The organism is Kitasatospora purpeofusca, from assembly GCF_042691725.1.
In the GTDB taxonomy this organism is placed as follows: domain Bacteria; phylum Actinomycetota; class Actinomycetes; order Streptomycetales; family Streptomycetaceae; genus Kitasatospora; species Kitasatospora purpeofusca_B.
Genome location: NZ_CP170483.1, coordinates 2,021,897 through 2,045,992, shown reverse-complemented (window position 1 = coordinate 2,045,992; position 24,096 = coordinate 2,021,897). Strand labels below are relative to the sequence as shown.

Genomic DNA, 24,096 nt, shown 5'->3' with positions numbered 1-24,096 from the left:
TGTGATAGCACTGCCCGCATGACGGAGAGGCCCGCGGAGCGCGGGAGTTACCACCACGGGGCGCTGCCCGAGGCGCTGGTCGGGGCGGCGTTCGAGCTGCTGGACGAGCTGGGGCAGGAGAAGGTCACCATGCGGGAGGTGGCCCGGCGGGCGGGGGTGTCGGCGGGGGCGCCGTTCCGGCACTTCGTGGACCGGCGGGCGCTGCTGACGGCGGTGGCGGACCGGGTGCTGGCGGACTTCGAGCGGTGGCAGAACGCGGAGATGGCGGCAGCGGGCGCGGGCGCGGGGGTGGGTGCGGGCGCGGGTGCGGGTGCCGGGGACCAGCGGGCCGTGCTGCGCGCGGTCGGGCTCGGGTTCGTCCGGTACGCGATCCGCCACCCGCACCGCTTCGAGCTGGTGCGGTCACGGGTGTTCGTGCCGTCCCCGCAACCGGAGCTGCGCGAGCGGCTGTCGGGGATCGATCGCGCGTACACCGAGGTGATCGTCGCCGACCAGGCGGCGGGGCTGCTGCGGCCGGGCGACCCGGCGTTGGTGGGGCTCGCGGGGCAGGCGCTGGTGTACGGGCTGGCGCAGATGATCGTGGACGGGTACCTGCCGGCCGAGAAGGCGGAGGAGGTGGCCGCGCAGGTGATCGACACCTTCGGCCGGGGGGTCGCCAACCCCCGCTGAGCGGAGGGGACTTCGCTTGCGCGAAGGGTTGACCGGGTCGGTGCGCGCTGATGTAATCACCGCTTACATCGGCCTCTACCCGCGGGTAGCCAAAGCGGCGGGAGGACGGCCGGAAGAGCCGACTGGCTGGGGGCAGACGTGTTCGCGAAACCGACGCCGGGCTTCACCACCGCGGCCGCCACCGGGGAGACCGTCGTGCTGCTCATCGGCATGCGGGTCAACCGGTTCTGGGCCGTCCACCAGTGGGTGCCGGTGATGCTGGCGATGTTCCGGATGCTCCACGAACTGGGCCGGGAGCCGGAGCGCGGCCTGCGCGGGAAGGTCCTGCTGACCGCCTCGCCGCGCACCTACTACGTCGTCCAGTACTGGGAGTCCAAGGAGAAGCTGTACCGGTACGCGACCGCGCCGGACGCCTTCCACCACCGGGCGTGGAAGATCGCCAACGGGAAGCTCAAGGACGGTCGGCTGCGCGGGCTGGTCGGGCTCTGGCACGAGACGTACGTCGTGCCGGAGGGCTCCTACGAGTGCGTGTACTTCGACATGCCGCCGTTCGGGCTCGCGGGTGCGACCGGGGTGCTGCCGGTGGAGAGCCGGGGGCGGAGCGCCAAGCAGCGTCTCGCCTTCCGCTCGCCGGAGCCGGAGCCGGAGCCGGAGCCGGGGCCGGAGTCGGGGGAGTAGCCGGCCGGCCGCCGTCCCGCGTGCCTCCCGGCGGGGGGACGGCGGCCGGCCGGGGGCGTCAGGCCGTGGTGGTCGCGGGCAGGCCGATGGGGTTGATCGGGGGCAGCGCCGTGCGACAGAGCGCCGAGATCGGCTTGAGGGCGGCGGCGAGCCGGTCGAGGTCGGCCCGCGGGTGGTTCTCCCAGACGCGGGCGGCGGCGAGGTCGGTGGCCGCTTCCAGGGACTGGTGGCGGATGCGGCCGCACTCGGTGATGGTGCCGCGTTCGGTGAGCCAGCCGCGCTCGACCAGGCGGGCGGCGGCCGCGTCCCACTCCTCGTCCGTCCAACCGCGCATCGGCTGCAGCGCCTCGCGCCGCACGTCCAGGGCGCAGCGGACGACCAGCGCCTCGCAGCCGTCGAGGCCCGCGGAGACCAGGGCGGCGATGTGGCCGTCGCCGCGGTGCTCGCGCATCACGGTGGCGGCCTGCCAGAGGCGGCCGTGCAGGTCGGCCGGGCGGGGGAGGGCGGCGTTGGCGGCGGCCAGGACCCGCCCGGCGCAGTCCAGCCGGGTGACGGCGTCCTCCAGGAGGTCGGTCGCCAGCTCGACCTGCGCCGGGTCGACGTGCTCCAGCAGCCGTGCCAGGGCCGCCGAGGCGCCGGCGGCCCGGGCGGCGAGCGCGGTCTCCGGGTCGGCGAGCTTCCAGACCGCGGGCAGGGCGCGCTCGATCGGGGCGGGCGCGAAGTTGAAGAACGCGGCGATCACCGGCGTCGCGTCCACCGGGCCGAGCGGGGCGGCGCGGCCGGCGAAGTAGCTGCGCGCGACACCGCGCAGGCCCACCGCCTCGAACGCACCGAGGCCCTCGGGGGTGAAGTAGGTGACGGCGTGCACGGGTTCGAAGAGCCACCACAGGGCCCGGGCGGGGTGGACGAGATCGGCCAAGGGAGAACCTTCCTCAGGGAGGGGAGGGAGCGGGCGCGCCGTACGGGTGTTCTTGTGCAGGTAGTCGTACTGGCTGATGACCACGGCGGCGGTCACGATAACCCTGCCAGGGGTGTGATGACGGTCACGAGGAGGTCTCGGTGGTGACACGCGGCCGACGGTGCACGAGATGATGACCGGGGCGCGCCCCGTGCACGCCCGATCCCTCGCAGACGGCACGAAGGCAAGAAGAGGTAACAGGCCCCATGGCGCAGATCAACCCCAGCATCCTGTCCGCGGACTTCGCCCGGCTCGCCCAGGAGGCCGAGGCCGTGCGGGGCTCGGACTGGCTGCACGTCGACGTGATGGACAACCACTTCGTGCCCAACCTCACCCTCGGGGTCCCGATCGTCGAGTCGCTGGCCCGGGCCACCGACACCCCGCTCGACTGCCACCTCATGATCGAGGACCCGGACCGCTGGGCCCCCCAGTACGTCGAGGCGGGCGCCGGCTCGGTCACCTTCCACGTCGAGGCCGCCGCCGCGCCCGTCCGCCTCGCCCGCGAGATCCGGGCCATGGGTGCCCGCGCCTCGATGGCGCTCAAGCCGGCCACGCCGATCGAGCCGTACGAGGACCTGCTGCCCGAGCTGGACATGCTGCTGATCATGACCGTCGAGCCGGGCTTCGGCGGCCAGGCGTTCCTGGACATCATGCTGCCGAAGATCCGCCGGGCCAGGCAGCTGATCGCCAAGCACGGGCTGGAGCTGTGGCTCCAGGTCGACGGCGGCGTCTCGGCGAGCACCATCGAGCGCTGCGCCGAGGCCGGCGCGGACGTCTTCGTCGCCGGTTCGGCGGTGTACGGCGCCGAGGACCCGGCCGAGGCGGTCGCCAAGCTGCGCACGCTCGCCGAGGGCGCGAGCGCCGACGCCTGGTGGGCCTGCCGGCACTGAACCCGCCGGCACTGGGTCCGCCGGCACTGGGCCCGCTGGCACTGGGCCCCGGCCGGGCGGCCCCGGGTGGAGGATCGCCGGGCCCTGGTGGAGGATCGTTGCGACGACCCCTCCGGCCGGGGACGGCGCTCCCCGACCCCGACCCGCCCCGGCCCGACGCGCACGGTGGTGACCGCCCCATGAGCAACCTCGACGTCAGGCCCGCCCCGACCACCTGCGGCGGCGAGGCCGACCGCGGTCCGGTCCGCGACCTGCTGACCGGCCGCCGGGTCCAGCTCGGCGAGAGCACGGTGGTGCGCCGCCTCCTCCCGAACATGGGCCGGCGGATGGTGGGGGCGTGGTGCTTCGTGGACCACTACGGTCCGGACGACATCGCGGACGAGCCGGGCATGCAGGTCCCCCCGCACCCGCACATGGGCCTGCAGACGGTCAGCTGGCTGCACGCCGGCGAGGTGCTGCACCGCGACAGCCTCGGCAGCCTGCGGACCGTGCGCCCGCGCGAGCTGGGCCTGATGACCTCCGGCCGGGCGATCTCCCACAGCGAGGAGTCCCCCCGCCCGCACGCCCCCCTCCTGCACGGCGCCCAGCTCTGGGTCGCCCTGCCCGACGCCCACCGCCACCGCGAACCCGCCTTCGAACACCACCCCGACCTGCCCACCGTCACCGCCCCGGGCCTGACCGCCACCGTCATCCTCGGCACCCTCGACGGCGCCACCTCCCCGGGCACCACCCACACCCCCCTCGTCGGCGCCGACCTCACCCTCACCGCCGGCGCGAACCTCCGCCTCCCCCTCGACCCCGACTTCGAGTACGCCGTCCTCACCATGTCCGGCACCCTCACCGTCGACTCCGTCCCCCTCGACCCCGGCGCCATGCTCTACCTCGGCACCGGCCGCCACCACCTCCCCCTCCACGCCGACACCGACGCCACCTTCCTCCTCCTCGGCGGCGAACCCTTCGCCGAGAAACTCGTCATGTGGTGGAACTTCATCGGCCGCACCGGCGAGGAGATCCTCCAAGCCCGAAACGACTGGGAGACCGGCACCCGCTTCGGCGAAGTCCACGGCTACGACGGCGCCCGGCTGAGGGCGCCGGAGCTGCCCGACGTCCCGCTGAAGTCCCGGGGGCGGGAGCGCTGACCTGGGGACGAGCCGTCACGGCAGATGTGTGCGACGGCCAGGTCGCCGAGGACGGGGAGGAGTGGGATCGCCTGTGTCCACTCCCCGCCCGCGAGCGGGTCGTGGACGAGGGGGCGGGGTCGGACGGGCGCTACGGCTCGCCGGTCAGGTCGCGGACGAGGGTGGCGCTCGGCTGGGGCAGTTCGCCGTAGTCGGGGTCGTCGCCGGCGACGGGGAGCTGGTGGATCACGGCCGCGAGGCGGGGCGGCAGCTTCACGTCGAGGCCGTAGTGGCAGCGGGCGAGGATGTCGGTGAGCACCTTGGCCGGCAGCAGGGCGCGCGTGGAGCCCAGGACGCGTTGCGGGGTGCGGGGGGTGGTGGCCAGTGCTTCGGCCTGCTGGCGCCAGACCTCCGCGTCCAGGAACTCCCCGAGGCTGCGGTGCAACAGGCTGAGGAAGGACGCGGAGGTGTAGGAGCCGCCGCCGGCCGCGAACTGCCACCAGAACTGGGCGCCGTCGCGGTGGCCCGCGACGTACAGCAGCGCGCCGAGGACGAGGGCGCCCTCGGGGTGGATCTGTTCGCCGTCGACGAGCAGGCCCAGGGAGGCCGCGGCGGACGGCATCGCGAGGACCAGGGAGGCGGCGAGGTCGAGTTCGTGGGCGGCCTGCTGGTGGTCGGAGGACAGCGGGGTCGGGGCGGTCAGCAGCCGGTCCCAGGACACGCCGGCACCGCCGGGCTGCGGTCGCGGGGACCGGGTGGGCGGGTGGACGCCGGCCATGTTCGGGTGCAGGGCGCGGTCGTGTTCGATGGTCACCGGCCCGCTCCCCGCCGGCCGCCGAGCGACGCGGCCAGCCGGTCGAGGGCCTGGCTCGCGGTCGAGCGCACGTTGGCCTCCGTCGTCCCCAGGTAGTCGGCGATCTGTTCGTCCGGCAGGTCGAGCAGGTACCGCAGCACGATCACGTCGTGGCGCCGCTCGGACAGCCGCCCCAGCGCAGCGTACAGCTGCTCGTTGCTGCCCGAGGTCTCCATCAGGTGTTGCGCCCGCTCGGCGGCGCTGCGCACCGCGTAGACCCACCCCGGGGCGCTCGCCTGGGTGGGCAGCGGCTCGCCGTTCATCATCATTCCCGCCAGGGACGCGCCGATCTCCTCCTTGAGGATCGCCCAGGCGTGGAACGGCGGGATCTTCTCCCGCAGGATGCGGGCCCACTCCCCCCACACGCGGACCTTCGCGAGCTCCACCACCGTGTGGGCGGCGTCGTCGTCGCGAAGGCGCGCGCGGGCGAACCCGATCCAGGCCTTCCCGTGTGTGTCGCAGAACGCGTCGAACGTCAGGCGGTCCCGGTCGCCGACCACCCAGTCGCTCTCGGTCACGTCCCATTCCTCCCCCGCGGCACCCTGTCGGTCGCCGCCCGGCACAGGCCGCCGACTGTGGGGGCGCCCACGGCCGTACGGCGGTCACAGCGGGAACTCGCGTCCCCCGTAGGAACATTAAGGCGTATTAGGTGCCGAGATGTTAAGGAGGGGCAAAGGGTTTCAAGATCAGACAGAAGGCGCGGCGGATGACGATGGGTTTCTGCTCGAACACGGTCGAAGTGGGCTGCCATATGATCTGTTTCAGTCGTCCTCCCGTACAGGCGCGCCGCCGCCGGTGGCGGTCTTGATTGGCCGTTCGGACGTGTGGGCATAGTGGATGCGGCCGCGCCAGGGGGTTCGCCACCCGTTCGCCACGGTGGCGCGGACACAGATCGGGCCTGTCCCGGCGCGCGGCGGGTCGACGACCTATCAGGGGGGAAGCACATGACGGACTCAGGGGGAAGCACATGACGGACGGCACCGCCCGGATCGACGACGTCGAGGTCAATCTCGACATCCACCTGGCACACTCGGCGCGAATGTACGACTACTACCTCGGCGGCACGACGAACTTCCCCGCCGACCGGGAGGCCGCCGGGCGGGCCCTGGCGGTCTTCCCCTACGCCCGGACCGCCGCGCGGGCCAACCGCGCCTTCATGCGCCGGTCGACGAAGCTGCTCGCCGAGGCCGGCATCCGGCAGTTCCTCGACATCGGCACCGGCATCCCCACCTCGCCGAACCTGCACGAGGTCGCGCAGTCGGCCGCACCGGACGCCAAGATCGTCTACGCCGACAACGACCCGATCGTGCTGCTCCACGCCCAGGCGCTGCTGCGCGGCACCGAACAGGGCGTCACCGCCTACGTCCAGGCCGATGTGCGCGCGCCCGGCGAGCTGTTGGACGCGGCCCGCGGCATCCTGGACTTCACCCGGCCGATCGCGCTCAGCATGAACGCGCTGCTGCACTTCGTGCCGTCCGACGCCCACCGGATCACCGAGGGCCTCAAGGCGCAACTGCCCAGCGGCTCCGCGCTGGTGATCAGTCACGTCACCCCGGACTTCGCGCCCGAGGAGACCGCCCGGCTCATCCAGGTCTACACCGCCGCCGGAACCCCCGTCGCCGCCTGCACCCGCGACGAGGTCACGCGGTTCTTCACGGGCTGGGACCTCATGGAACCGGGCGTCGTCGCCACTCCGCGCTGGTACCCGGAACTCGCCGGCGACACCGAACACATCACGGACGCAGAGGCCTCCTGCTACGGAGCCGTGGCCATCCGCCCCTGAAGCCCTGCCTCCAGTCTGGCACCGCCGGTGCCCGGATGTTCAAGCGGCGGCAAAGGGCTTTCGTGGAAGGGGGCGGAGACGACCGAACGGGACGCCGTGGCCCGGGAGTTCGCCGGTCGGCCCCCGGGGCCGGGTGGCCGGGGGAAGAACTCTTGGCGGCCAGGAGCGCGGGAAGGGCCGGATGTGGGCTGGTAGCTGCCTCCAACTGAGGTGGTGGAGCCAGGAGTTGGGTGGGCCGAGGTGTTGTCGGGGGGTGGGTGGGTGGTGAAGATGGGCGCACCTCCGGCCGGTGGGGTCGGGTGGGTGATGTCCGGGAGGGATCTTCGATGCGTTCGATGGCTGCCCGTGTGACGACGGGGCTTGCGGCTGCGGTGTGTGCGGTGGGGGTGCTGGCGCCGGTGGCGGTGGCCGATCCGCCGTTCGGGGTGGTCCCGGCGGCCACCGACATGGTGGGGGTCGGGGTCGACACCACGCAGGGGTTCATGAACCAGACGTCCGGTGACTACAACGCCTCCCTCACCGCCGGACAGCCTCGGCTCTACAGCTGGGACGCGACGGGGTACAGCCCGATCACGCCCAAGGCCGGTGCGACGACCATCGCGCGGCCCGACGGCAGCGGGGCCGGGTTCAACGCGCTGATCAACAACACCGGCGCGACCCTGGACTACTCCCGCTCCTCGCGCGGGACGGTGGTCGGTGACCCGACGTCGTACAGCTTCGTGCCGTTCGCGCGGGACGCGGTCGGCTGGTCGGCGAAGGCGGGCGGGCACGCGCCGGCGAACCTGAGCACCGCCCAGCTCAAGGGCATCTACGAGTGCACCATCACCAACTGGGCCCAGATCGACCCGTCGCTGGGCAACGCCGCCATCAAGCCGGTGCTGCCGCAGGCGGGCTCGGACACCCGCACGGCGTTCCTGAGGGCGCTCGGCGGCAGTACGGTGATCATCCCCGGTGCCTGTGTGATCTCCGGCCCGCGCAACGACCGCGGCACCGACCCGCTGCTCAACGACGTCGACGTGGTGTTCCCCTACTCGATCGGCGTCTACGTCGACCAGGTGTACCGCGGCCACGGCACGGTGGTGGAGTCGCCCGGTCCGCTCACCCTCCGCAGCATCAACGGCATCGCGCCCCTCAACACCTCGCAGAGCATCAACCCCGCGTTCGCCGCGACCGCGTACGGCCGCCTGCTCTGGCACATCTTCCGCACCCCCGAGCTCACCGGCGCCAACCCGCACGGCGCCGCCCTGCGCGCCGTCTTCGGCGTCGGGGGGTGGATCTGCGCCCACCCGGCCGTGATCATCGCCTACGGGTTCATCCCGATCAACAACTGCGGCACCTCGGTCAGCCCCACGGGCAGCGGCGCCGGCCTCTGAGCCCGGAGGGTGTGCCGCCCGTAGGAGAACCGGGCCGGTGGGGGGCGGCTCGGTTCTCCGGCGAGAGGGCGAGGTCAGCGGCGGAGCGGACCCTCGCAGGTGTAGTCGGCGGTGCCGGCCTGGCCGGTGGGCCAGACGTCGATCTTGCCGAACCAGCAGTTCATGTCGGCGAGGTTGTTGGCGGCCGTGCCGGCGCGGGTGAGCAGGAAGTAGTCGACGGTGTCGGCCATCGACTCGCGGATCCGCCCGGCGCCCAGGGTGTTGTTGAGGTTGGTGGTGATCCGGCCGGTACAGGTGAACCGCATGGTGTTGTTCCAGTCGGCGTTGTCCTTGCAGACCGGGGCGTTCTGGGTGGCGCGGGCGAAGGCGTCCTGCACCTCGGAGGCGTAGGCGAAGCGCAGCTGGCCGTTGGGCGTGAAGCCGGTGTCCGGCACGTAGAGGTCGTCGACGCGCGGGATCTCGGCGTCGAGGTAGGCGGTGTACTCGCGCTGGAGGCCGGCGTCCCTGCCGAGGCGGTCGCGCCAGGCGTTGTAGCCGTCGAGGTCGTCGGCGCGCAGCAGGCGGTACATTTCCGCGAGCTGGTCGGGGTGGCGCTCGCCGAGCAGGTTGAAGAAGGTGGCGGCGTACGGGTAGACGCGGAAGCCGAGGCCGCGCCAGCTGGCGTGCAGGATCTGGTCGACGGTCAGTCGCGGGTTGCCGTCGCGGTCGTCCCAGGCGATCTGGCGGACCATGTACTTGCGGGCCTTGACGCCGTCCTTGGCGGTGGCGCCGGCGAAGTACTCGGCGGTGCCCTCGTTCATGGCGAAGGTGGCGTCGCTCGGCCAGCGCGTGGTGTAGCCGCTCTCGGGGATGGCCCAGCGGGCGTTGAGGTAGTGGGTGTACTCGTGCCGGAAGAGCTCCTCCAGGCTGAAGTACGACTCGTCGCTGGTGCGCTGGTAGGTGTAGAAGGTGGAGCTCTCCTCGATGAACATGCCGCCGTTCTCGACGTCGCTGATGCCGAACAGCAGGTACTGCAGCCACTTGTAGTTGGTCTTGGTGTCGTACAGCTGCACGGTGAGGACGGGGTGGGTGTCGTCGGCGAGCGGCTGGTCGGTGCCGATGGTGCGGAAGAACTGGGCCTTGACCTGCTTGGTGGCGTAGTAGAGCTGGTCGGCGGTGGCCTTGTCGAGGGCGGTGCGGATGACCAGGGTGCCGTTGTCGTAGCTGTAGGTGTTCGGGAAGTAGTGCTGGATCAGGTCGGCCCGGCAGGCCTCGTACGGCTGGCAGAGGCCGAAGTCGTTCACCGGGACGGCCACGTTGAGCCACGGGCGGCTGAGCCGGCCGAAGTTGTTCCGGACGGTGGTGATGACCCCGCCGACCTCGGCCTTCATCTCGGGCTTGAGCGCCGCGACGGTGGCGAGGCGGGCGTACTCGTTCATGGCGTCGCCGACGGCCCACTCGGTGTCGGTGCCCTTGAGGTGGGTGTAGGTGGCGAAGTCGCGGATGGCGTGCCGGTAGCCCGGATTGGCGGCGGCGGCCGTCTGGAAGTCGCCGCCGTCCTCGCTGGCGTTGTTGACGCCCTGGAAGTTGATCTGGAGCGAGCTCTGCAGCGCCCAGTTCCACCCGCGGTTGCCGATGTACGGGCTGCCGGCGGTGGCGTACTGGCGCAGCACCCGCTCGGTGAGCGGGAGGCGGTCGGGGCGCAGCTTGGGGGCGGTGGAGGTCTGGAGCAGCTCGCCCATGGCGTAGCCGGCGGCCTCGGTCGGCTCGAAGACCCGGGGGTTGGCGGTGTAGGCGGCGATCGCGCCCTCGATCGCGTCCATGGTGGTGTCGTCGTTGATGTCGAGTTCGGCGTGGTCGAAGTCGAACAGGACGGCGACGTGCAGGAAGTACCAGAGTTCCTGCTGGTTGAGGGTGTTCGCGCTGTCGACGCGCGGCGCGAGCGTGGTGATCCGCTCGGCGACGGCGCGCACGTGGGCCGGGGTGAGGACCTTGGTGAGTTCGGGGCTCCAGTTGCGCAGCAGCGGGAGCAGGCAGCCCTCGTAGCTGTGCGACCGGTCCGCGAGGAAGTCGGCCAGGGCGCCGGGGGAGAGGGCGGTGAAGGAGGCGAGGGAGCAGGCCGCGCCGGTGTCGGCGGCGAGTGGGGCCGGCGCCGCGGTCGCGGTGGTGAGGTCGGACGGGTCGGCGACCGGCTGCCCGGCGGTCGTCGTCGGTTGGCGGGTCTCGCTGCCCGGCGCGCCCTCGGGGCCGGGGAGGCCGGTGGAGGAGGCCCCGTGGGCGACGTCGCCCGTCGGGCCGGCCTGGTGGCCGGCGGCCTCGCCGAAGGTGGACGGGGCGGTGGCCGCCGTGGGGACGGAGCCGGGCGTGGCGGCCTGGGCGCTCTGCACGAGCGGGGCCGCGAGGGTGGCGGCGAGGGCCGCCGCGAGCAGGACTGTGCGCAGACGTGGGGTGGCTGACACCAGTTCTCCAGTGAGGGTGTGGGGGTGCGCGGCACTGGGTGTGGTACGGGCCGAGGGCGTGGGGGAGCACCAGGACCGCGGAGAGTCGCGCGGAAGTTGAGCGGGCAACGGATCGGCGTGGGTTGCTCTCGACCCGTCATCAGTAAAATAGTAATGTCAAATTGCATTGCGCAAGAGGCTTTCGGGCGGGCATCCGGTGGGCGTCGGGTGGGTGTAGGGCGCGGGTAACGAGAGGGTCTCGACCGGCCCGTTTCGGCCGCACGGGTCTTGACGCGGACTCGACCAGGGGCGTTTGCTGGCTCCCGCTCGTTCGGTGTTGATCGGTTCTGTTTGTTTGTGTGTGATTTGAACGTTCAAATCGCCCCAAAGGTGGGGGAGAGTCATGCGTGATTACCTGGCGCAGTTCGCCGAACCGTTCGGCTACCTGGACTTCGCCCGGTTCGGGCCGGTGTCGGAGCGGGTCCGCCGGGTGCTCGTCCGTGAGGCTGACCGGCTCCACCGCCGTGGCTGGGCCGCGCTGGACCGCCTCGACGCGGAGGCCGTCACGGCCGCCGCGACGGCGGGTGAGCTGCTCGGTTGCGCGCCCCACGAGGTGGCCTTCGTGAGCTCCACCTCGCACGGGCTCTTCGCCGCCGCCCATGCGCTCGGTCGCGGGTCCGGCGGCGCGGACGGCACCGTGCTGGTGGCACGGACCGACTTCCCCGGCGCCCTCTACCCGTGGCTGCGCGCCGCCGAGAACGGCGGACTGTCGGTGCGCCAGCTCGACGGCCCGCTCACCGTCGACACCGTCCGCGCCCACCTCGACGAGCGGGTGCGCGCCGTCGCGGTCTGCGCGGTGGACGCCGCCACCGGCTTCCGGGCGCCCCTGGCCGGCCTCAAGGAGCTGATCGGCCCGGACCGGGTGCTGGTGGTGGACGCCGTCCAGGCCCTCGGCGCCGTCGACATCGCCGCCGACGCGGCCGATGTGCTCGCCTCCGGCGGCCAGAAGTGGCTGCGGGCCGGCTGGGGCGCGGCCGTGCTGATGGTCCGCGACCGGGTCGCCGGGCGCCTCGGGCCCGGGCTCGGCGGCTGGTCCGGCGTCCTCGACCCGATCGAGGCCCCCGCCCATCCGTGCCCGCCCCGGCCCGGCGCCGTCGCCCACACCCTCACCAACCCGGACGGCCCCGCCGTCGCCGCCCTCGGCACGGCGCTCGCGCTGGTGCGGGCCACCGGCCCCGCCCGGATCGAGGCCCGGATCGGCGAGGTGCTCGGCGGACTGCTCGCCGCCGCCCGCGCCGCCGGCGCCGAGACCGACGGCGGGCCGGACGGGCCGGGCGGGCCGGAGGGTCCGAACGCTCCTGGGTCCGGCGACGGCGGTGGCAGCGGCATCGGCCGGCTGCGGCTGCCCGGCGCCGACCCGGCGGCCGTCCACGGCGCACTCACCGCCGCCGGCCTCGCCACCACCCTGCGCGGAGGCTGGATCCGGCTGTCGCCGCACGCCAGCACCGACCCCGAGAGTGCCGAGCCGCTCGCCGAGGCGCTCGGCCGCGTCCGGCGGGGCGTCCGCGTCGCCTGAGCGGACACCCCCGCACCAGCCACCCACCAGCACGCCCTCTTCCTCCGCCCTTCACCCCCCTTGGAAAGGCCTGCCATGTCACACCTCACCCGCCGCGACCTGCTGCGCGCCTCCGGCGCCGGCCTGCTGGCCCTGTCCGCCGGCGGAGCCCTCTCGGCCTGCGGCAGCTCCGACGGCGCCGGCTCCTCCGGCGGGGACGCCGCCACCGGCACCGTCACCGTCTGGTCCTGGACCAGTGCCGCCGAGGCCCTGCGCGGCGTGGTCCCCGCCTTCGAGAAGGACAACCCCGGCATCAAGGTCGACGTCCAGGACGTCGGCAACCCGGCCATCTGGGACAAGATCACCGTCGGCCTGGCGGCGGGCGGCCAGGGCCTCGCCGACGTACTGCACATCGGCTGCGACTACCTGCCCGGCTACCTGGAGAAGTTCCCCAACGGCTTCGCCGACCTCTCCGCCCTCGGCGCCGACGCCCACAAGGACAAGTTCACCCCCGGCCTGTGGCCGGTCGTCACCGACAAGGCCGGACGGGCCCGAGCCTTGCCCTGGGAGGTGAACGCCCAGGGCTTCTTCTACCGCAAGGACATGTTCGACAAGGCCAACCTCGACCCGACCACCTTCGCGACCTGGGACGACGTGATCGCCGCGGCCGACGCCTTCAAGGCCGCCAACCCCGGCGTCGGCCTGGTCGGCCTCAACCGCACCGGCACTCCCGGCCCCGACGTGGACTTCCTGCAGGCCCTGATGCAGCAGCAGGGCGTGTTCTTCTTCGACCTCCAGGGCGACATCACCCTCACCGCGCCCGAGTGCGTCCGCGCCCTCACCGTCGTCAAGCGCCTCAACGACGCCGGCCTCGTCCTGGAGACCCCCGGTTCCACCGTCTGGCGCGCCCAGATGAAGGAGAGCAAGCTCGGCGCCGGCCCGCAGCCCTCCTGGGCGGCGCACTTCATCGAGACCAAGTTCCCCGACCTCAGCGGCAACTGGCGGCTCACCCGGCCCCCGGCCGTCACCCCCGGCGGCAAGCGCACCGCCCTGGTCAACTCCACCCACCTCGCCGTCGCCGCCTCCAGCCCGCGCCGGGCCGCCGCCTGGAAGTTCGTCGAGTACGCGCTCACCCGGCCCGACGCCGTCAACGCCATGTTCAAGGCCGGCAGCGTCTTCCCCGCGCTCACCGCCGCCTACCAGGACCCGGTCTACAGCGAGCCGAGCGCCTACTACGGCGGCCAGCCGGTCCTGAAGACCTTCACCGACCTGCTCGCCGAGGGCGGCGACGCCACCAACTACTCCGGCGACTTCGCCCGCGCGCTCAAGCTCGTCAGCGACGCCCAGAGCAAGGTGCTCACCAAGGGCGCCGACCCGGCCGAGGCGCTCCAGGAGGCCGCCAAGCAGCTGGCCCAGCAGACCGGGCGCAAGCTCAAGTGACCTCCGCCGTCCCCTCGGTGGCCGACCGGACCCCGCTCGCGAGCACCCCGCTCCCGAACGCCCGGGTCCGCCGCGCCCGGCTGCGCCGCCGGGCCGTGCCCTACCTGCTGCTCGCGCCCGCACTGGTGCTCTTCGGCGTCTTCAAGGCCTACCCCATCGTCTCCTCGATGCTGCTGTCGCTGACCGGCGGCTCCGGCAGCGCCACCCACAGCGCCGGACTCGCCAACTACCGGCGGCTGCTGGACGATCCGCTGTTCTGGACGGCGCTCCGCAACACCGGCCGGATCCTCGTCGTGCAGGTCCCGGTGATGCTCGCGCTGGCCCTGCTGCTGGCGGTCGGCCTCAACGCGGCCCTGGTCCGCTGGCGCACCGTGTGGCGGCTCGGCGTCTTCATGCCCTCCGTCACCGGCCTGGTCGCCACCGGGGTGCTGTTCGCGTTCCTGCTCAACACCGACAACGGCGCCGTCAACAAGACGCTCGCCGCGATCGGCCTGCCCGCCGTCAACTGGTTCGGCAGCGGCTTCTGGTCCCAGATGGCCATCGTCCTCGTCCTGACCTGGCACTACACCGGCTACAACGCCGTCATCTACCTCGCGGGCCTGCAGGGCATCCCCAAGGAGCTGTACGAGGCCGCGATGGTCGACGGCGCCGGACCGGTGCGCCGGTTCCTCTCGGTCACCCTGCCCGCGCTGCGGCCGGTGGTGCTGTTCACCGTGGTGCTCTCCACCATCGGCACCCTCCAGCTGTTCGACGAGCCGTACGTCCTCACCCGCGGCGGCCCCGACAACGCGACCCTCACCGTGTCCATGTACCTGTACGACAACGGCTTCCGCTACTTCGACTTCGGCTACGCCTCCGCCATCGCCTACGCACTCACCCTGCTCGTCGCGGTGCTCGGCGCGGTCCAGATGCGCCTGATGGGAGAACGCGAATGACGACCGCCGCCCCTGCCGCGCCGGTCACGCCCGCCGCCCCCGCGGGTCGGCGCCGCCGGCTGCGCGGCTGGCCGACGACCCTGCTGCTCGCCGCCGTCGCCGGCCTGTCCGTCGCCCCCTTCTACTGGCTGGTGGTCGCCGCCACCCACAGCGACACCGAGATCTTCGACTGGCCGCCCCACCTGCTGCCCGGCTCCCACCTCGGCGAGAACCTGCGGCACCTCCAGGACCGGGTGGGCATCGGCCGGGTCGTGCTCAACTCGCTGCTGGTGTCCGGGATCCAGACCGTCGGCGCGCTCGTCGTGGCGCTGCTCGCCGGCTACGCCTTCGCCAAGTTCCGCTTCCGCGGCCGCACGGCGCTGTTCGCCGTCCTGCTGTCCACGCTGGTCGTACCGGACCAGGTGATGCTCGTCCCGCTGTTCAAGATGATGATGTCCTTCGGCCTGCTCGACAGCTACCAGGGCCTGATCCTGCCCGGCCTGTGCGTGCCGTTCGCCATCTTCCTGATGCGCCAGGCGCTGGCGAGCATGCCCGACGAACTGCTCGACGCCGCCCGGGTCGACGGCGCCGGGGAGATCCGGGTGCTGTTCGGCGTCGTCGTGCCGGTCATGCGGCCGGTGCTCGCCGCGCTGGGGATCTTCCTGTTCCTCGGCTCGTGGAACAACTTCGTCTGGCCGCTGATCGCCCTGCGCACCCCCGAGATGCACACCCTGCCGGTCGCGCTCGCGACCCTCCAGGGCATGAAGGCCAACACCGACTACGGCCTGATCCTCGCCGGAACCGCGCTGTCCACCCTGCCGATGATGGTCCTCTTCCTGGTCCTCCAACGGCAGTTCATCTCCGGCCTGCTGGCCGGCGCCACGAAAGGCTGAACCGAACCATGACGGAGAACGCCGAAGGCACGGCGGCCGCGGAGATCTGGGAGCCGCACGCCGCCGCCACCACCGCCCGCCCGCGTCCGCTCGCCGTGCCCGGCCTCGCCGCCGGCCGGCTGGAACTGCTGGTCACGGGCACCGCGAGCGTGCGCACCATCGCCGCCGACGTCGTCGAGGTGACCGCCGCGGCCACCGCCGAGGACGCCGGCCACGACGCTCCGGGGGACGTCCGGATCGAATGGCGCCTGCCCTGCACCGACGTCACCTCCTTCTGGACCCCCGAACCGCGCGGCACCGGCTGGCTGCCCGCCGCCTGGAGCGCCCCGCGCCGCACCACCCTCTCCCGCGGCGCCCCCGTCGCCGCCCTGGTCGGCACCGGCGACACCGCGCGCTGCGCGTTCGCCGCCGACCGCGAGGACGCCCTGGCCAGCGCCGGCGTCGTCGAGGAGAGCGGGGAGTTCCGCTTCTGGGTCCAGGCCGCCGGGCGGCTCACCGTCCGCATCGACACCTCCGGCCGGCACTTCGCCCAGAGCCTCGCCGACCTCGCCGACTGGTGGGCCGCCGGTGCCGCCGGGGCCGACCGCCCGCCGCACGTCCCGGACGCCGCCCGCCGTCCCGCCTACTCCACCTGGTACGCGCTGCACCAGAACATCACCCCCGAGGCCGTCGAACACCAGGCCGCCCTCGGCAAGGACCTCGGCCTCGACACGATCATCGTCGACGACGGCTGGATGACCACCGACCGCACCCGCGGCTACGCCCACTGCGGCGACTGGGAACCCCGCTCGCTGCCCGACACCGCCGCCCACGTCGCCCGCGTCCACGACCTCGGCGTGCGCTACCTCCTGTGGTACGCCCTGCCGTTCATCGGCAAGGACAGCGCCGCCTGGGACGCCCTCTCCCCGTACGCGCTCGCCGACGCGGGCCACCTCGGCGCCGTCGTCGTCGACCCCCGCTACCCGCAGGTCCGCGCCCACCTCGCCGACCGGCTCGCCCGCGCCGCCGAGGAGTGGGGCATGGACGGGCTGAAGGTCGACTTCGTCGACTGGTTCGGCGTCCAGGACCCGCCCGCCCCCGGCCCCGAGGCCGACTGCGCCACCGTCGACGAGGGCGTGCGCCGGCTGCTCGGCGAGATCCGCCGCCGGATCGACGCCGTGAACCCCGAGGCGGTGATCGAACACCGCCAGCCCTACGTCAGCCCCGGCCTGTGGCCCTACGCCACCATGGTCCGGGCCACCGACTGCCCGCTCAGCCCGCACGAGAACCGCCAGCGCATCGTCGACACCCGGCTGATCGCCGGGCCGCTCGCCGTCCACTCCGACATGCTGATGTGGCACCCGACCGAACCGGCCGAACAGGTCGCCTGCCACCTGATCAACGTCCTGTTCGGCGTGCCGCAGATCTCCGTCGACCTCGCCGCGCAGAGTGCCGGGCAGCGGGAGGCGCTCGCCTTCTGGCTGGGCGTCGCCCGCGCGCACACCGACACCCTGCAGCTCGGCGCGCTGCGCCCGGCCCGGCCGGACCTCGGCTACCCGATGGTGACGGCGGTCGGGGACGGCGAGGTGGTCGTCGGCCGCTACGCGGCGCTGCCGGTGGCGGCCGCGGGCCAGTGGCGTACCCTGCTGGTCGCCAACGCCGACGCCGACCCGGACGTCCGCCTGGCGGGCGGCCACGGCAGCGCGCAGGCCACCGTCCAGGACGCCCGCGGCCGGACCGTCGGCACCTCGACCGTCGAACTCGACGGCGGGGCCACCGTCCACGTCCCCCGGGGCGGCCTGCTGACCCTCCGCCGGGTCTGAGCGGCCCCGCCCCTGTCCGAGGAGCGCCGATGACCACCCCGGGACCGCGTCCGGCCCGCCGCGCCACCACCGTCGCGGACGTCGCCCGCGCGGCCGGGGTGTCCCGGCAGACCGTCTCCAACACGCTCAACGCCCCGCAGCGCGTCCACCCGGACACCCTCGCCCGGGTCACCGCCGCCATCGACCGGCTCGGCTACCGGCCCGACCAGTCCGCCCGGTCGCTGCGCACCGGCGAGCGGCGCACCCTCGGCTACCTCGCCCCGGTCGACGACCCGCACGACCCCAACCCGCTGATGGCCGGCTTCCTCGAAGCCCTGGTCGACGCCGCCGGCGCCGAGGGCCACCACGTGCTGCTCCTCCGCCCGGCGGCGGGGGAGCAGCACGCCCGGGCGGCGATCGACGCCGTGGTGGCGGCCCGCCAGGTCGACGGACTCGTCCTCGCCGACGTCCTGCCCGACGACGCCCGCGCCGCCCACGCCGCCCGCCTCGGCATCCCCTTCGCCGCCTTCGGCCGCACCGGCCCCGACCTCCCGCCGCACTGGGTCGACATCGACAACGCCGCCGCCACCGCCGAGGCCGCCCGCCACCTCGCCGAACGCGGCCACCGCCGGGTCGCCTTCGTCGGCGCCCCCACGCCCCTGCCCTGGCTGGCCGCCCGCCGCGAGGGCTTCCACCGCGAGGCCGCCCGCCTCGGCCTCACCCTGGTCCCCCCACCCGCCGACGGCGACCTGCGCACCCTGCTGCGCACCCCCGACCGGCCCACCGCCCTCGCCGCCGACAACGACCTCGCCGCCCTCGACCTCTACGAGGCCGCCCGTACCGAGGGCCTGCACATCGGCCGCGACCTCGCCGTCACCGGCTTCCACGACACCCCCCTCGCCCGCCACCTCCGCCCGCCCCTCACCTCGCTGCGCCTGCCCCTGCGTGCCATCGCCACCGCCCTGGTCACCCGTCTCCTCGCCCAGGTCCGCGGCGAACCCACCCCGGCCGAGGGCGTCGAACTGCGCGCGGAGCTGATCGTCCGCCCCAGCTCGTCCCTCCAATCGCCGCGCCCCTGAAGGGGGGTGGCGGGCGCGCCTCGGTCTGGACACGGCGGGAGCGTTCGGCGGAAGCTGCTCGTCTGGTGGGTGTGCCATCGCCACCGTCCTGGTCACCCGTCTCCTCGCCCAGGTCCGCGGCGAACCCACCCCCGCCGAGGGTGTCGAACTGCGCGCGGAGCTGATCGTCCGCCCCAGCTCGTCCCGCCAATCGCCGCGCCCCTGAAGGGGGGTGGCGGGCGGGCCTCGGTCTGGACACGGCGGGAGCGTTCGGCGGAAGCTGCTCGTCTGGTGGGCGTGTCGGCGGCGTTGCCGGGATGCCCGGGCGGACATGGAGGATGCGTGGTGCGTCGGATCGCGGTGGTCGGGGCGGGGCAGGCCGGGTTGCAGGTGGCGTTGGGGCTGTTGGGGGCGGGCGGGTACGAGGTGACGGTGGTGGCGGCGCGGACGCCGGCGCAGGTGCGGGGCGGGGCGGTGATGTCGACGCAGGCGATGTTCGGGCCGGCGTTGCGGGTCGAGCGGGCGGCGGGGCTGGACCTGTGGGAGGGGCAGGCCCCGGGGGTGCGGTCGGTGGACGCGGTGCTGGTGCCCGAACCCGGGCTGCGGGCGCTGGAGTTCACCATGACGCTGGACGATCCGGCGCAGTCGGTGGACCAGCGGGTGAAGACGGCGCGCTGGCTGGAGCTGGTGGAGGAGCGCGGCGGGCGGGTGGAGTACCGGGAGCTGGACCTGGCCGGGCTGCGGGAGTTGGCGGCGGCCAACGAGCTGACGGTGGTCGCGGCGGGGCGCGGCGAGCTGGCCGGGATCTTCGAACGGGACGCCGCCCGTTCGCCGTTCGACGCGCCGCAGCGGCGGTTGGCGGCGCTGTACGCGCACGGGGTGGGCGCGCCCGACCCGGCGGCCGGGCCGCGGGCGCGGATGCACGCGGTGCCCGGGGTGGGGGAGTTGTACCTGCAGCCGGCGCTGACGCTCTCGGGGCCGTGCGACATCCTGCTCTGGGAGGCGCTGCCGGGCAGTGGCTTCGACTGCTTCGCGGACCGGCCGGACGGCGCTGAACAGCTGCGGCGGATGCGGGAGTTGATGGCGGAGCACCTGCCCTGGGAGGCGGAGCTGTGGGCGCGGGCCGAGCCCACCGACGCCGGCGGTTCGCTGTACGGCGCGCTGACGCCGGTGGTGCGGCGGCCGGTGGCGGAGCTGGGCGGCGGGGTGGCCGTGTGGGGGATCGGGGACGCGGTGGTGGTGAACGATCCGATCACCGGGCAGGGCGCCAACAGCGCGGCGCGGGCGGCGGAGGCGTACCTGCGGGCGATCGTCGAGCGCGGGGACGGGCCGTTCACCGCGGCGTGGATGGCCGGGGTCTTCGAGGAGTTCTGGGAGCGGCACGCCCGCCACGGGGTGGCGCTGACGGCGGCGCTGCTGACGATGCCCGACCACCTCCAGGCGGTGTTCGCGGCCGCCGCCGAGCACGAGGCGGTGGCCCGGCGGCTCGCCAACACCTACGCCGAGCCCGCCGACCACGCCGCCTGGCTCGCCACACCGGAGCTGGTCGGCGCGTACCTGGCCACCGTCGGCTGAGTCCGCCCGAAACCCTCGTCAACCCGCCGGGGATCGTGCATCCTTGGGGCGCCGCGAGAGGCGGGACACGGGACGACGCGCGAGGGGGAAGCGTGAAGAACAGCGGTGGGCCGGACCGTCCCTGGCGGGACCCGGAGCGGCAGGTGCCGCCGCCGCCGTCCAGGCCGCCGACGGTCGGCTCCGAGCGGGGCCGGCTGCCGATGGCGACCGGCCCGTCGGCGGTGCTCACGGCCTCGGTCGACCTGCGGGTGAGCAAGCGGCTGCTGTGGGTGGGCGGTGCGGTGTACCCGCTGCACACCATCGTGCGGGTGTACAGCTTCGTGCTGTTGCCCAAGCGCAAGGAGGCGGTGCTGCAGTTCGGGCGGAGCCTGGTCCAGTCGCTGACGCTGGCCGTGCTGCTCGTCGTCGGCGCCGCGTTCCCCTTCGGCGTCGGGGAGAAGGTGGAACCGCTCAGGGGACTGGGCTGGCTGGTCGCCCTCGGGTGGGCGGGCTACGGGCTCGTGCAGTTGGGCGTCGTCCTTCGCGCGCCGTCGATGCCCGTGCTGGCGGTGGACACGGCCGGCTCCGCGACCGCCCTGGTCGGGACCGCGGACCAGGCCAGGCTCCGCGAGGCGGTCCGGCTCCTGTCGTACGCGCTGGAGAACCCCGAGACCGAGGTCGAACTGCGGGTGGAGTCGCTGACGGTCAACACCGGGAACTACCACCTCGGCGACAACGTGAACATGTACGGCGGCAGCGGGAACACGGGGAAGGTGAACGGATGAGCGGCGACCACTTCCACGGCGACGTGGTGAACATGCATGGCGGCACCGGGAACACCGGCATCGTGCACCACCATGCGCCGGGCACGCCGGAAGCTCCGGTCTCGGCGGAACTGGTGGCGGCGGTCCGGGAGCTGACGGACCTGATGCGGCAGCTGCGGGACGGGGCCGCGCCGAGGACCGCGGAGTCGATCGACGAGGTGCTGCCCGCCATCACCGTCGGTCCGCAGGCGGTCCCGGGCGAGCGGCACCGGGCGCTGCTGGCCGTCGCGGGGATCGCCGCGACGATCGGCGCGGTGGGCACGCCCGTCCTGGAGGCGGTGAAGCGGGTCCTCGACCTGCTCGGCGGCCAGTAGGAGGCCCGGCTGCCGTCAGGGCGCGTCGCCGATCCGCAGGTCGGTGGTGATCCGGCGGCGGCCGGTCAGCAGGGCCTCGGCGAGCACGCCGGCGGCGACCAGGGCGGTGAGGGCGAGGGCCGGGGGCAGGACGGCGGCGGGGTGGAGCGGCAGGCCCGGCGGTACGCGGGTGCCGATCAGGGCGGACAGGTCGAGGGCCGGGCCGAGCAGGGCGACGGCGGCGAGGGAGGCGAGGACGCCGCCGGCCGCCGCCAGCAGGGTCTGCGGCAGGGCCTCGAGAAGGATGAGCGCCAGCCCCTGGCGCGGGCGCAGGCCCATGGTGCGAAGCCGGGCGAGGGCGGCGGCGCGGTCGGGGGCGGCGCGCAGCAGGGTGAGCAGGGCGGCGATCAGGGCGAACACGCCCGCGCCGGCGGTGGTGGCCCGGAAGACCCGGTCGGCGGCGCGCTGGAGGGGGTCGCCGGCGAGCGAGGCGGTGAGGCCGGCGGAGGTGTTCAGCAGGTAGCCGTCCGGGATGTCCTCGGGGCGCGGGCCGACGACCGGGACGCCGGTGAGCCGGGCGGTGTCGGCGAGCAGCGGGTGCACCGGCTGGTCGTGCAGCAGGCGTCGGACGGCCGGCTCGTCGATGTCGCCGACGGCGAACCAGTGGCCGTGGTCCCGGAGTTCGGGCAGGCGGGCGGTGGCCGGGCCGGCCGGGAGGACGACGAACGGATGGGTGGAGTCGCGCAGCGCCGGGGTGGCGTCGATGGTGCCGGCGTACTGGGCGCGCAGTTCGCCGGTGCTGCTGAGGTAGATCCGCTCCGCCCCGGCGTGGCCGCCGAGCTGCTCGACGAGTCCGCGGGAGTAGAGGGCGGGGACGGGGACCTCGCGCCCGGCCGGCCAGAGCGGGCCGTCGGGGGCGGCGAGCAGCGCCGGGTCGAAGGCGCCGCGGCCGACGGAGCGGGAGATCTCGGCGTAGGCCTGCGGGTCGACGACGACCAGGCTGATGGTGAGGTGGCGCTGGCCGGGGCGCAGCACCGCCGCGTCGGTCAGCAGGGTGACGGCGGTGGCGGCCCGCACGCCCGGCAGCCGGCCGGCCGCCTCGGCGAAGGACGCCGCCAGGCCGTAGCCCTTGGGGGCGCTCACCATGGCGTCGCCGCCGGTCGCGTACCGGGACTCGCGGGTGCGGCCGGTGTCGGTGGCGGCGAGCACGTCGGCGCCGAACCCGGCCGTGGTGACGGCGAGCAGCAGCGCGAGTATCGGCAGGACGGCGGGGCGCGGGCGGCCGCCGGTGCCCCGCGCGGCACCGGCGAGCCCGAGGAAGCCGACGGTGCCGCGCCGCCGGCCGACCGCCCGCGCGAGGGCGCCGAGCAGGGGCGGCTGGAGCCGGGCGAGCAGCAGGCCGGTGCCGAGGGCGATCAGCAGCGGGGCGGCGACGAGCAGCGGGTCGATCCCGGCGCCGGGCGGGGCGGCGCCGCGTCGGCGGACCTCGACCACGGCGGCGGCGGTGACGGCGAGCAGGGTGAGTTCGCCGACCACCCGGCGCGCGCCGCCGCCCCGCGCGCCCCGGCCGGCCCCCGCGCGCGGGCCGAGCAGCAGGAGCGCCCGGGCCGGGAAGGCGAGCAGGGCGAACGCGGTGGCCGTCGTCCCGGCGAGCAGGGCGGCGCCCCAGCGCGGGGTGGGCAGCAGCAGGAGGGCGAGCAGTGTCCCGAGCGCGGCGCCGGGCAGGACGAGCGTCGCGCCCTCGCCGAGCAGCCACCGCAGCACGCCCCGGCGGGAGCCGCCGCGGGCCTGGAGCAGCAGGAGTTCGGGGCCGCGCCGGTCGGCGGCCAGCGCGGCGGCCAGGCACAGGACGACCACGACGACGCCGGCCAGCCCGGCCGGGCCGAGCGCCGCCGACGGCGCGGCGGCGTCCCGCCGGGCGGTGGCCAGGGCGAACAGCTCGGGCAGGTCGGAGAAGGTGCGCAGGTCGGCGCGGCCGGTCTCGGTGGCGAGCCGGGCGGCGGTGGGGCCGGTCAGGTAGCTCGCGAGCTCCCGCTCGGCCTGCGGCAGCCGGTCGGCGCGCAGCGAGTCCGGGTCGACGGGCAGCCGCCAGTAGAGCTGTCCGCCGTCCGCCCAGGTGAGCAGGCGGGGCAGGTCGTCGCCGCTGGTCAGGCCGGTGGCCTCCCACCAGCGCTTCCACTCGAAGGTGTCGGGGATCCTGAGGCAGGGCCGGTCGAGGCAGTGGACGTCCGTCCAGTACGGGTCGGCCGCGTCCCGGACCCGGAAGGTGCCGACCACCTCCGTCCCCGGGGAGGGCGGGAGACGGGGGAGCGGCTCCTGGGAGAGGACGTCGCCGACCCGGATGTTGAGCTTCTCGGCGGTGGTCTGCGACACCACGATCTGCAGCGGCCGGTCGGCGGGGGCGGCGGCCGGCCACCGGCCCTCGGTCAGGGTGGCGTGCTCGGCGAGCCCGGCGAGGTAGCGCAGCTGGAGTCTCGGGGAGGGGCCGTCGGGCCTGGACAGCTGCGGGTCGGTGAGGGTCCGCGGCTGGTTGCTCCGCACGCCGTGGACCGGTCCGCTCGCCGAGACGCGGAACTCCCCGCCGGTGCGGGCCGTCAACTGCTCGGCGGCGGTGGCCAGTCGGGCGGCGGTGTCGTCCGGGCGGAGCGCGGCGTGGGTGACCAGGCTGGTCGCGTCGATGCCGCGGTCGCGCAGGAAGTCGCGCAGGGCGGCGTCCTCGCCGCGGTCGACGCCGCGGGGCAGGCCGGCGGCGAGCAGCACGACCGCGAACACCAGGACGGCGTTCAGCAGCGCCGTCCAGGGCGCGGCCCGCAGCCGGGTGCGCACCCACCGCGCGGGCCGGTGGCCGCGGTGCGCGGCGGCTGCGGCGGGTGGCGCCGGGTCCTGCATCTGCCGGCTCCCCCCGGGCCGCCGGTGCCTGGTGACCGGATAGCGGACGATGCTGCCAGAGCGGTGCCCGCGGCGGAAGGTCCGTTCGGGCAGAGTCCGCGCGGCCCGGGCCCGGTCGGACCGTTGTCGGTGCGGGCGGCTAGGTTCTGAGGTGTC

At 74.3% G+C, this 24,096-nt stretch carries 20 protein-coding genes; 15 read left to right on the top strand and 5 right to left on the bottom strand.

The features are described from left to right. The first annotated feature begins 18 nt into the window (after window positions 1-18). A complete protein-coding gene (locus ACFCLZ_RS08075; RefSeq protein ID WP_380284103.1) occupies window positions 19-669 on the top strand; it encodes a TetR/AcrR family transcriptional regulator in 651 nt (216 codons plus the stop codon). A gap of 138 nt (window positions 670-807) precedes the next feature. Continuing rightward, entirely contained in the window at window positions 808-1,347 is a 540-nt protein-coding gene (locus ACFCLZ_RS08070; RefSeq protein ID WP_380284101.1) for a DUF4188 domain-containing protein, read from the top strand. A 58-nt stretch (window positions 1,348-1,405) separates the two neighbouring features. Here the strand turns inward: ACFCLZ_RS08070 and ACFCLZ_RS08065 are convergent, their stop codons facing one another. Beyond that, window positions 1,406-2,266, bottom strand: coding sequence for a hypothetical protein (locus ACFCLZ_RS08065; protein WP_380284100.1), 861 nt, complete (start codon window positions 2,264-2,266; stop codon window positions 1,406-1,408). Between the two features lie 245 nt (window positions 2,267-2,511). Between ACFCLZ_RS08065 and rpe the strand changes: the two genes are divergently transcribed. Both rpe and ACFCLZ_RS08055 read left to right on the top strand, forming a co-directional pair. Beyond that, the gene (gene rpe, locus ACFCLZ_RS08060; protein WP_380284099.1) at window positions 2,512-3,195 is read left to right on the top strand and encodes a ribulose-phosphate 3-epimerase; all 684 of its coding nucleotides are present in this window, start codon (window positions 2,512-2,514) and stop codon (window positions 3,193-3,195) included. A gap of 179 nt (window positions 3,196-3,374) precedes the next feature. Then, a complete protein-coding gene (locus ACFCLZ_RS08055; RefSeq protein ID WP_380284098.1) occupies window positions 3,375-4,334 on the top strand; it encodes a pirin family protein in 960 nt (319 codons plus the stop codon). Window positions 4,335-4,464: 130 nt separating this feature from the next. On the opposite strand, the gene ACFCLZ_RS08050 is transcribed toward ACFCLZ_RS08055, so the two are convergent. Further along, window positions 4,465-5,127: a hypothetical protein gene (locus ACFCLZ_RS08050; protein ID WP_380284097.1), complete on the bottom strand. Its 663-nt coding sequence runs from the start codon at window positions 5,125-5,127 to the stop codon at window positions 4,465-4,467. Further along, window positions 5,124-5,684 (bottom strand): sigma factor-like helix-turn-helix DNA-binding protein, encoded by a 561-nt coding sequence (locus ACFCLZ_RS08045; protein WP_380284096.1) that lies wholly within the window; start codon window positions 5,682-5,684, stop codon window positions 5,124-5,126. Before ACFCLZ_RS08045 ends, ACFCLZ_RS08050 begins: the two co-directional genes overlap by 4 nt. Before the next feature lie 449 nt (window positions 5,685-6,133). On the opposite strand from ACFCLZ_RS08045, the gene ACFCLZ_RS08040 reads away from it, so the two are divergent. Beyond that, window positions 6,134-6,949, top strand: coding sequence for an SAM-dependent methyltransferase (locus tag ACFCLZ_RS08040; RefSeq protein ID WP_380284095.1), 816 nt, complete (start codon window positions 6,134-6,136; stop codon window positions 6,947-6,949). A 335-nt stretch (window positions 6,950-7,284) separates the two neighbouring features. After that, entirely contained in the window at window positions 7,285-8,322 is a 1,038-nt protein-coding gene (locus ACFCLZ_RS08035) for a substrate-binding domain-containing protein (protein ID WP_380284094.1), read from the top strand. 74 nt (window positions 8,323-8,396) lie between these two features. Here ACFCLZ_RS08035 and ACFCLZ_RS08030 read toward each other — a convergent pair whose 3' ends face one another. Further along, a complete protein-coding gene (locus tag ACFCLZ_RS08030; protein ID WP_380284093.1) occupies window positions 8,397-10,760 on the bottom strand; it encodes a collagenase in 2,364 nt (787 codons plus the stop codon). 382 nt (window positions 10,761-11,142) lie between these two features. On the opposite strand from ACFCLZ_RS08030, the gene ACFCLZ_RS08025 reads away from it, so the two are divergent. The 9 genes from ACFCLZ_RS08025 (at window position 11,143) to ACFCLZ_RS07985 (ending at window position 21,072) form a co-directional block, all read left to right on the top strand. After that, the gene (locus ACFCLZ_RS08025) at window positions 11,143-12,315 is read left to right on the top strand and encodes an aminotransferase class V-fold PLP-dependent enzyme (RefSeq protein WP_380284092.1); all 1,173 of its coding nucleotides are present in this window, start codon (window positions 11,143-11,145) and stop codon (window positions 12,313-12,315) included. Window positions 12,316-12,390: 75 nt separating this feature from the next. Then, window positions 12,391-13,734: an ABC transporter substrate-binding protein gene (locus tag ACFCLZ_RS08020; protein ID WP_380284091.1), complete on the top strand. Its 1,344-nt coding sequence runs from the start codon at window positions 12,391-12,393 to the stop codon at window positions 13,732-13,734. Continuing rightward, complete coding sequence (locus tag ACFCLZ_RS08015) at window positions 13,731-14,669, top strand: carbohydrate ABC transporter permease (RefSeq protein ID WP_380284090.1); 939 nt, start codon at window positions 13,731-13,733, stop codon at window positions 14,667-14,669. The genes ACFCLZ_RS08020 and ACFCLZ_RS08015 overlap by 4 nt, the downstream gene beginning before the upstream one ends. Then, the gene (locus tag ACFCLZ_RS08010; RefSeq protein WP_380284089.1) at window positions 14,666-15,541 is read left to right on the top strand and encodes a carbohydrate ABC transporter permease; all 876 of its coding nucleotides are present in this window, start codon (window positions 14,666-14,668) and stop codon (window positions 15,539-15,541) included. The genes ACFCLZ_RS08015 and ACFCLZ_RS08010 overlap by 4 nt, the downstream gene beginning before the upstream one ends. 8 nt (window positions 15,542-15,549) lie before the next feature. After that, window positions 15,550-17,343 carry a glycoside hydrolase family 36 protein gene (locus tag ACFCLZ_RS08005; protein WP_380284088.1) on the top strand — a complete coding sequence of 598 codons (1,794 nt, stop codon included), beginning with the start codon at window positions 15,550-15,552 and terminating at the stop codon, window positions 17,341-17,343. A gap of 29 nt (window positions 17,344-17,372) precedes the next feature. Beyond that, a complete protein-coding gene (locus ACFCLZ_RS08000) occupies window positions 17,373-18,401 on the top strand; it encodes a LacI family DNA-binding transcriptional regulator (protein WP_380284087.1) in 1,029 nt (342 codons plus the stop codon). Between the two features lie 321 nt (window positions 18,402-18,722). Beyond that, window positions 18,723-19,955: a styrene monooxygenase/indole monooxygenase family protein gene (locus tag ACFCLZ_RS07995; protein WP_380284086.1), complete on the top strand. Its 1,233-nt coding sequence runs from the start codon at window positions 18,723-18,725 to the stop codon at window positions 19,953-19,955. A 92-nt stretch (window positions 19,956-20,047) separates the two neighbouring features. Beyond that, window positions 20,048-20,719, top strand: coding sequence for a DUF6232 family protein (locus ACFCLZ_RS07990; protein WP_380284084.1), 672 nt, complete (start codon window positions 20,048-20,050; stop codon window positions 20,717-20,719). Continuing rightward, the gene (locus tag ACFCLZ_RS07985; protein WP_380284083.1) at window positions 20,716-21,072 is read left to right on the top strand and encodes a hypothetical protein; all 357 of its coding nucleotides are present in this window, start codon (window positions 20,716-20,718) and stop codon (window positions 21,070-21,072) included. The genes ACFCLZ_RS07990 and ACFCLZ_RS07985 overlap by 4 nt, the downstream gene beginning before the upstream one ends. Window positions 21,073-21,087: 15 nt before the next feature. Here the strand turns inward: ACFCLZ_RS07985 and ACFCLZ_RS07980 are convergent, their stop codons facing one another. Next, the gene (locus tag ACFCLZ_RS07980) at window positions 21,088-23,940 is read right to left on the bottom strand and encodes a hypothetical protein (protein ID WP_380284082.1); all 2,853 of its coding nucleotides are present in this window, start codon (window positions 23,938-23,940) and stop codon (window positions 21,088-21,090) included. Window positions 23,941-24,096 lie beyond the last annotated feature (156 nt).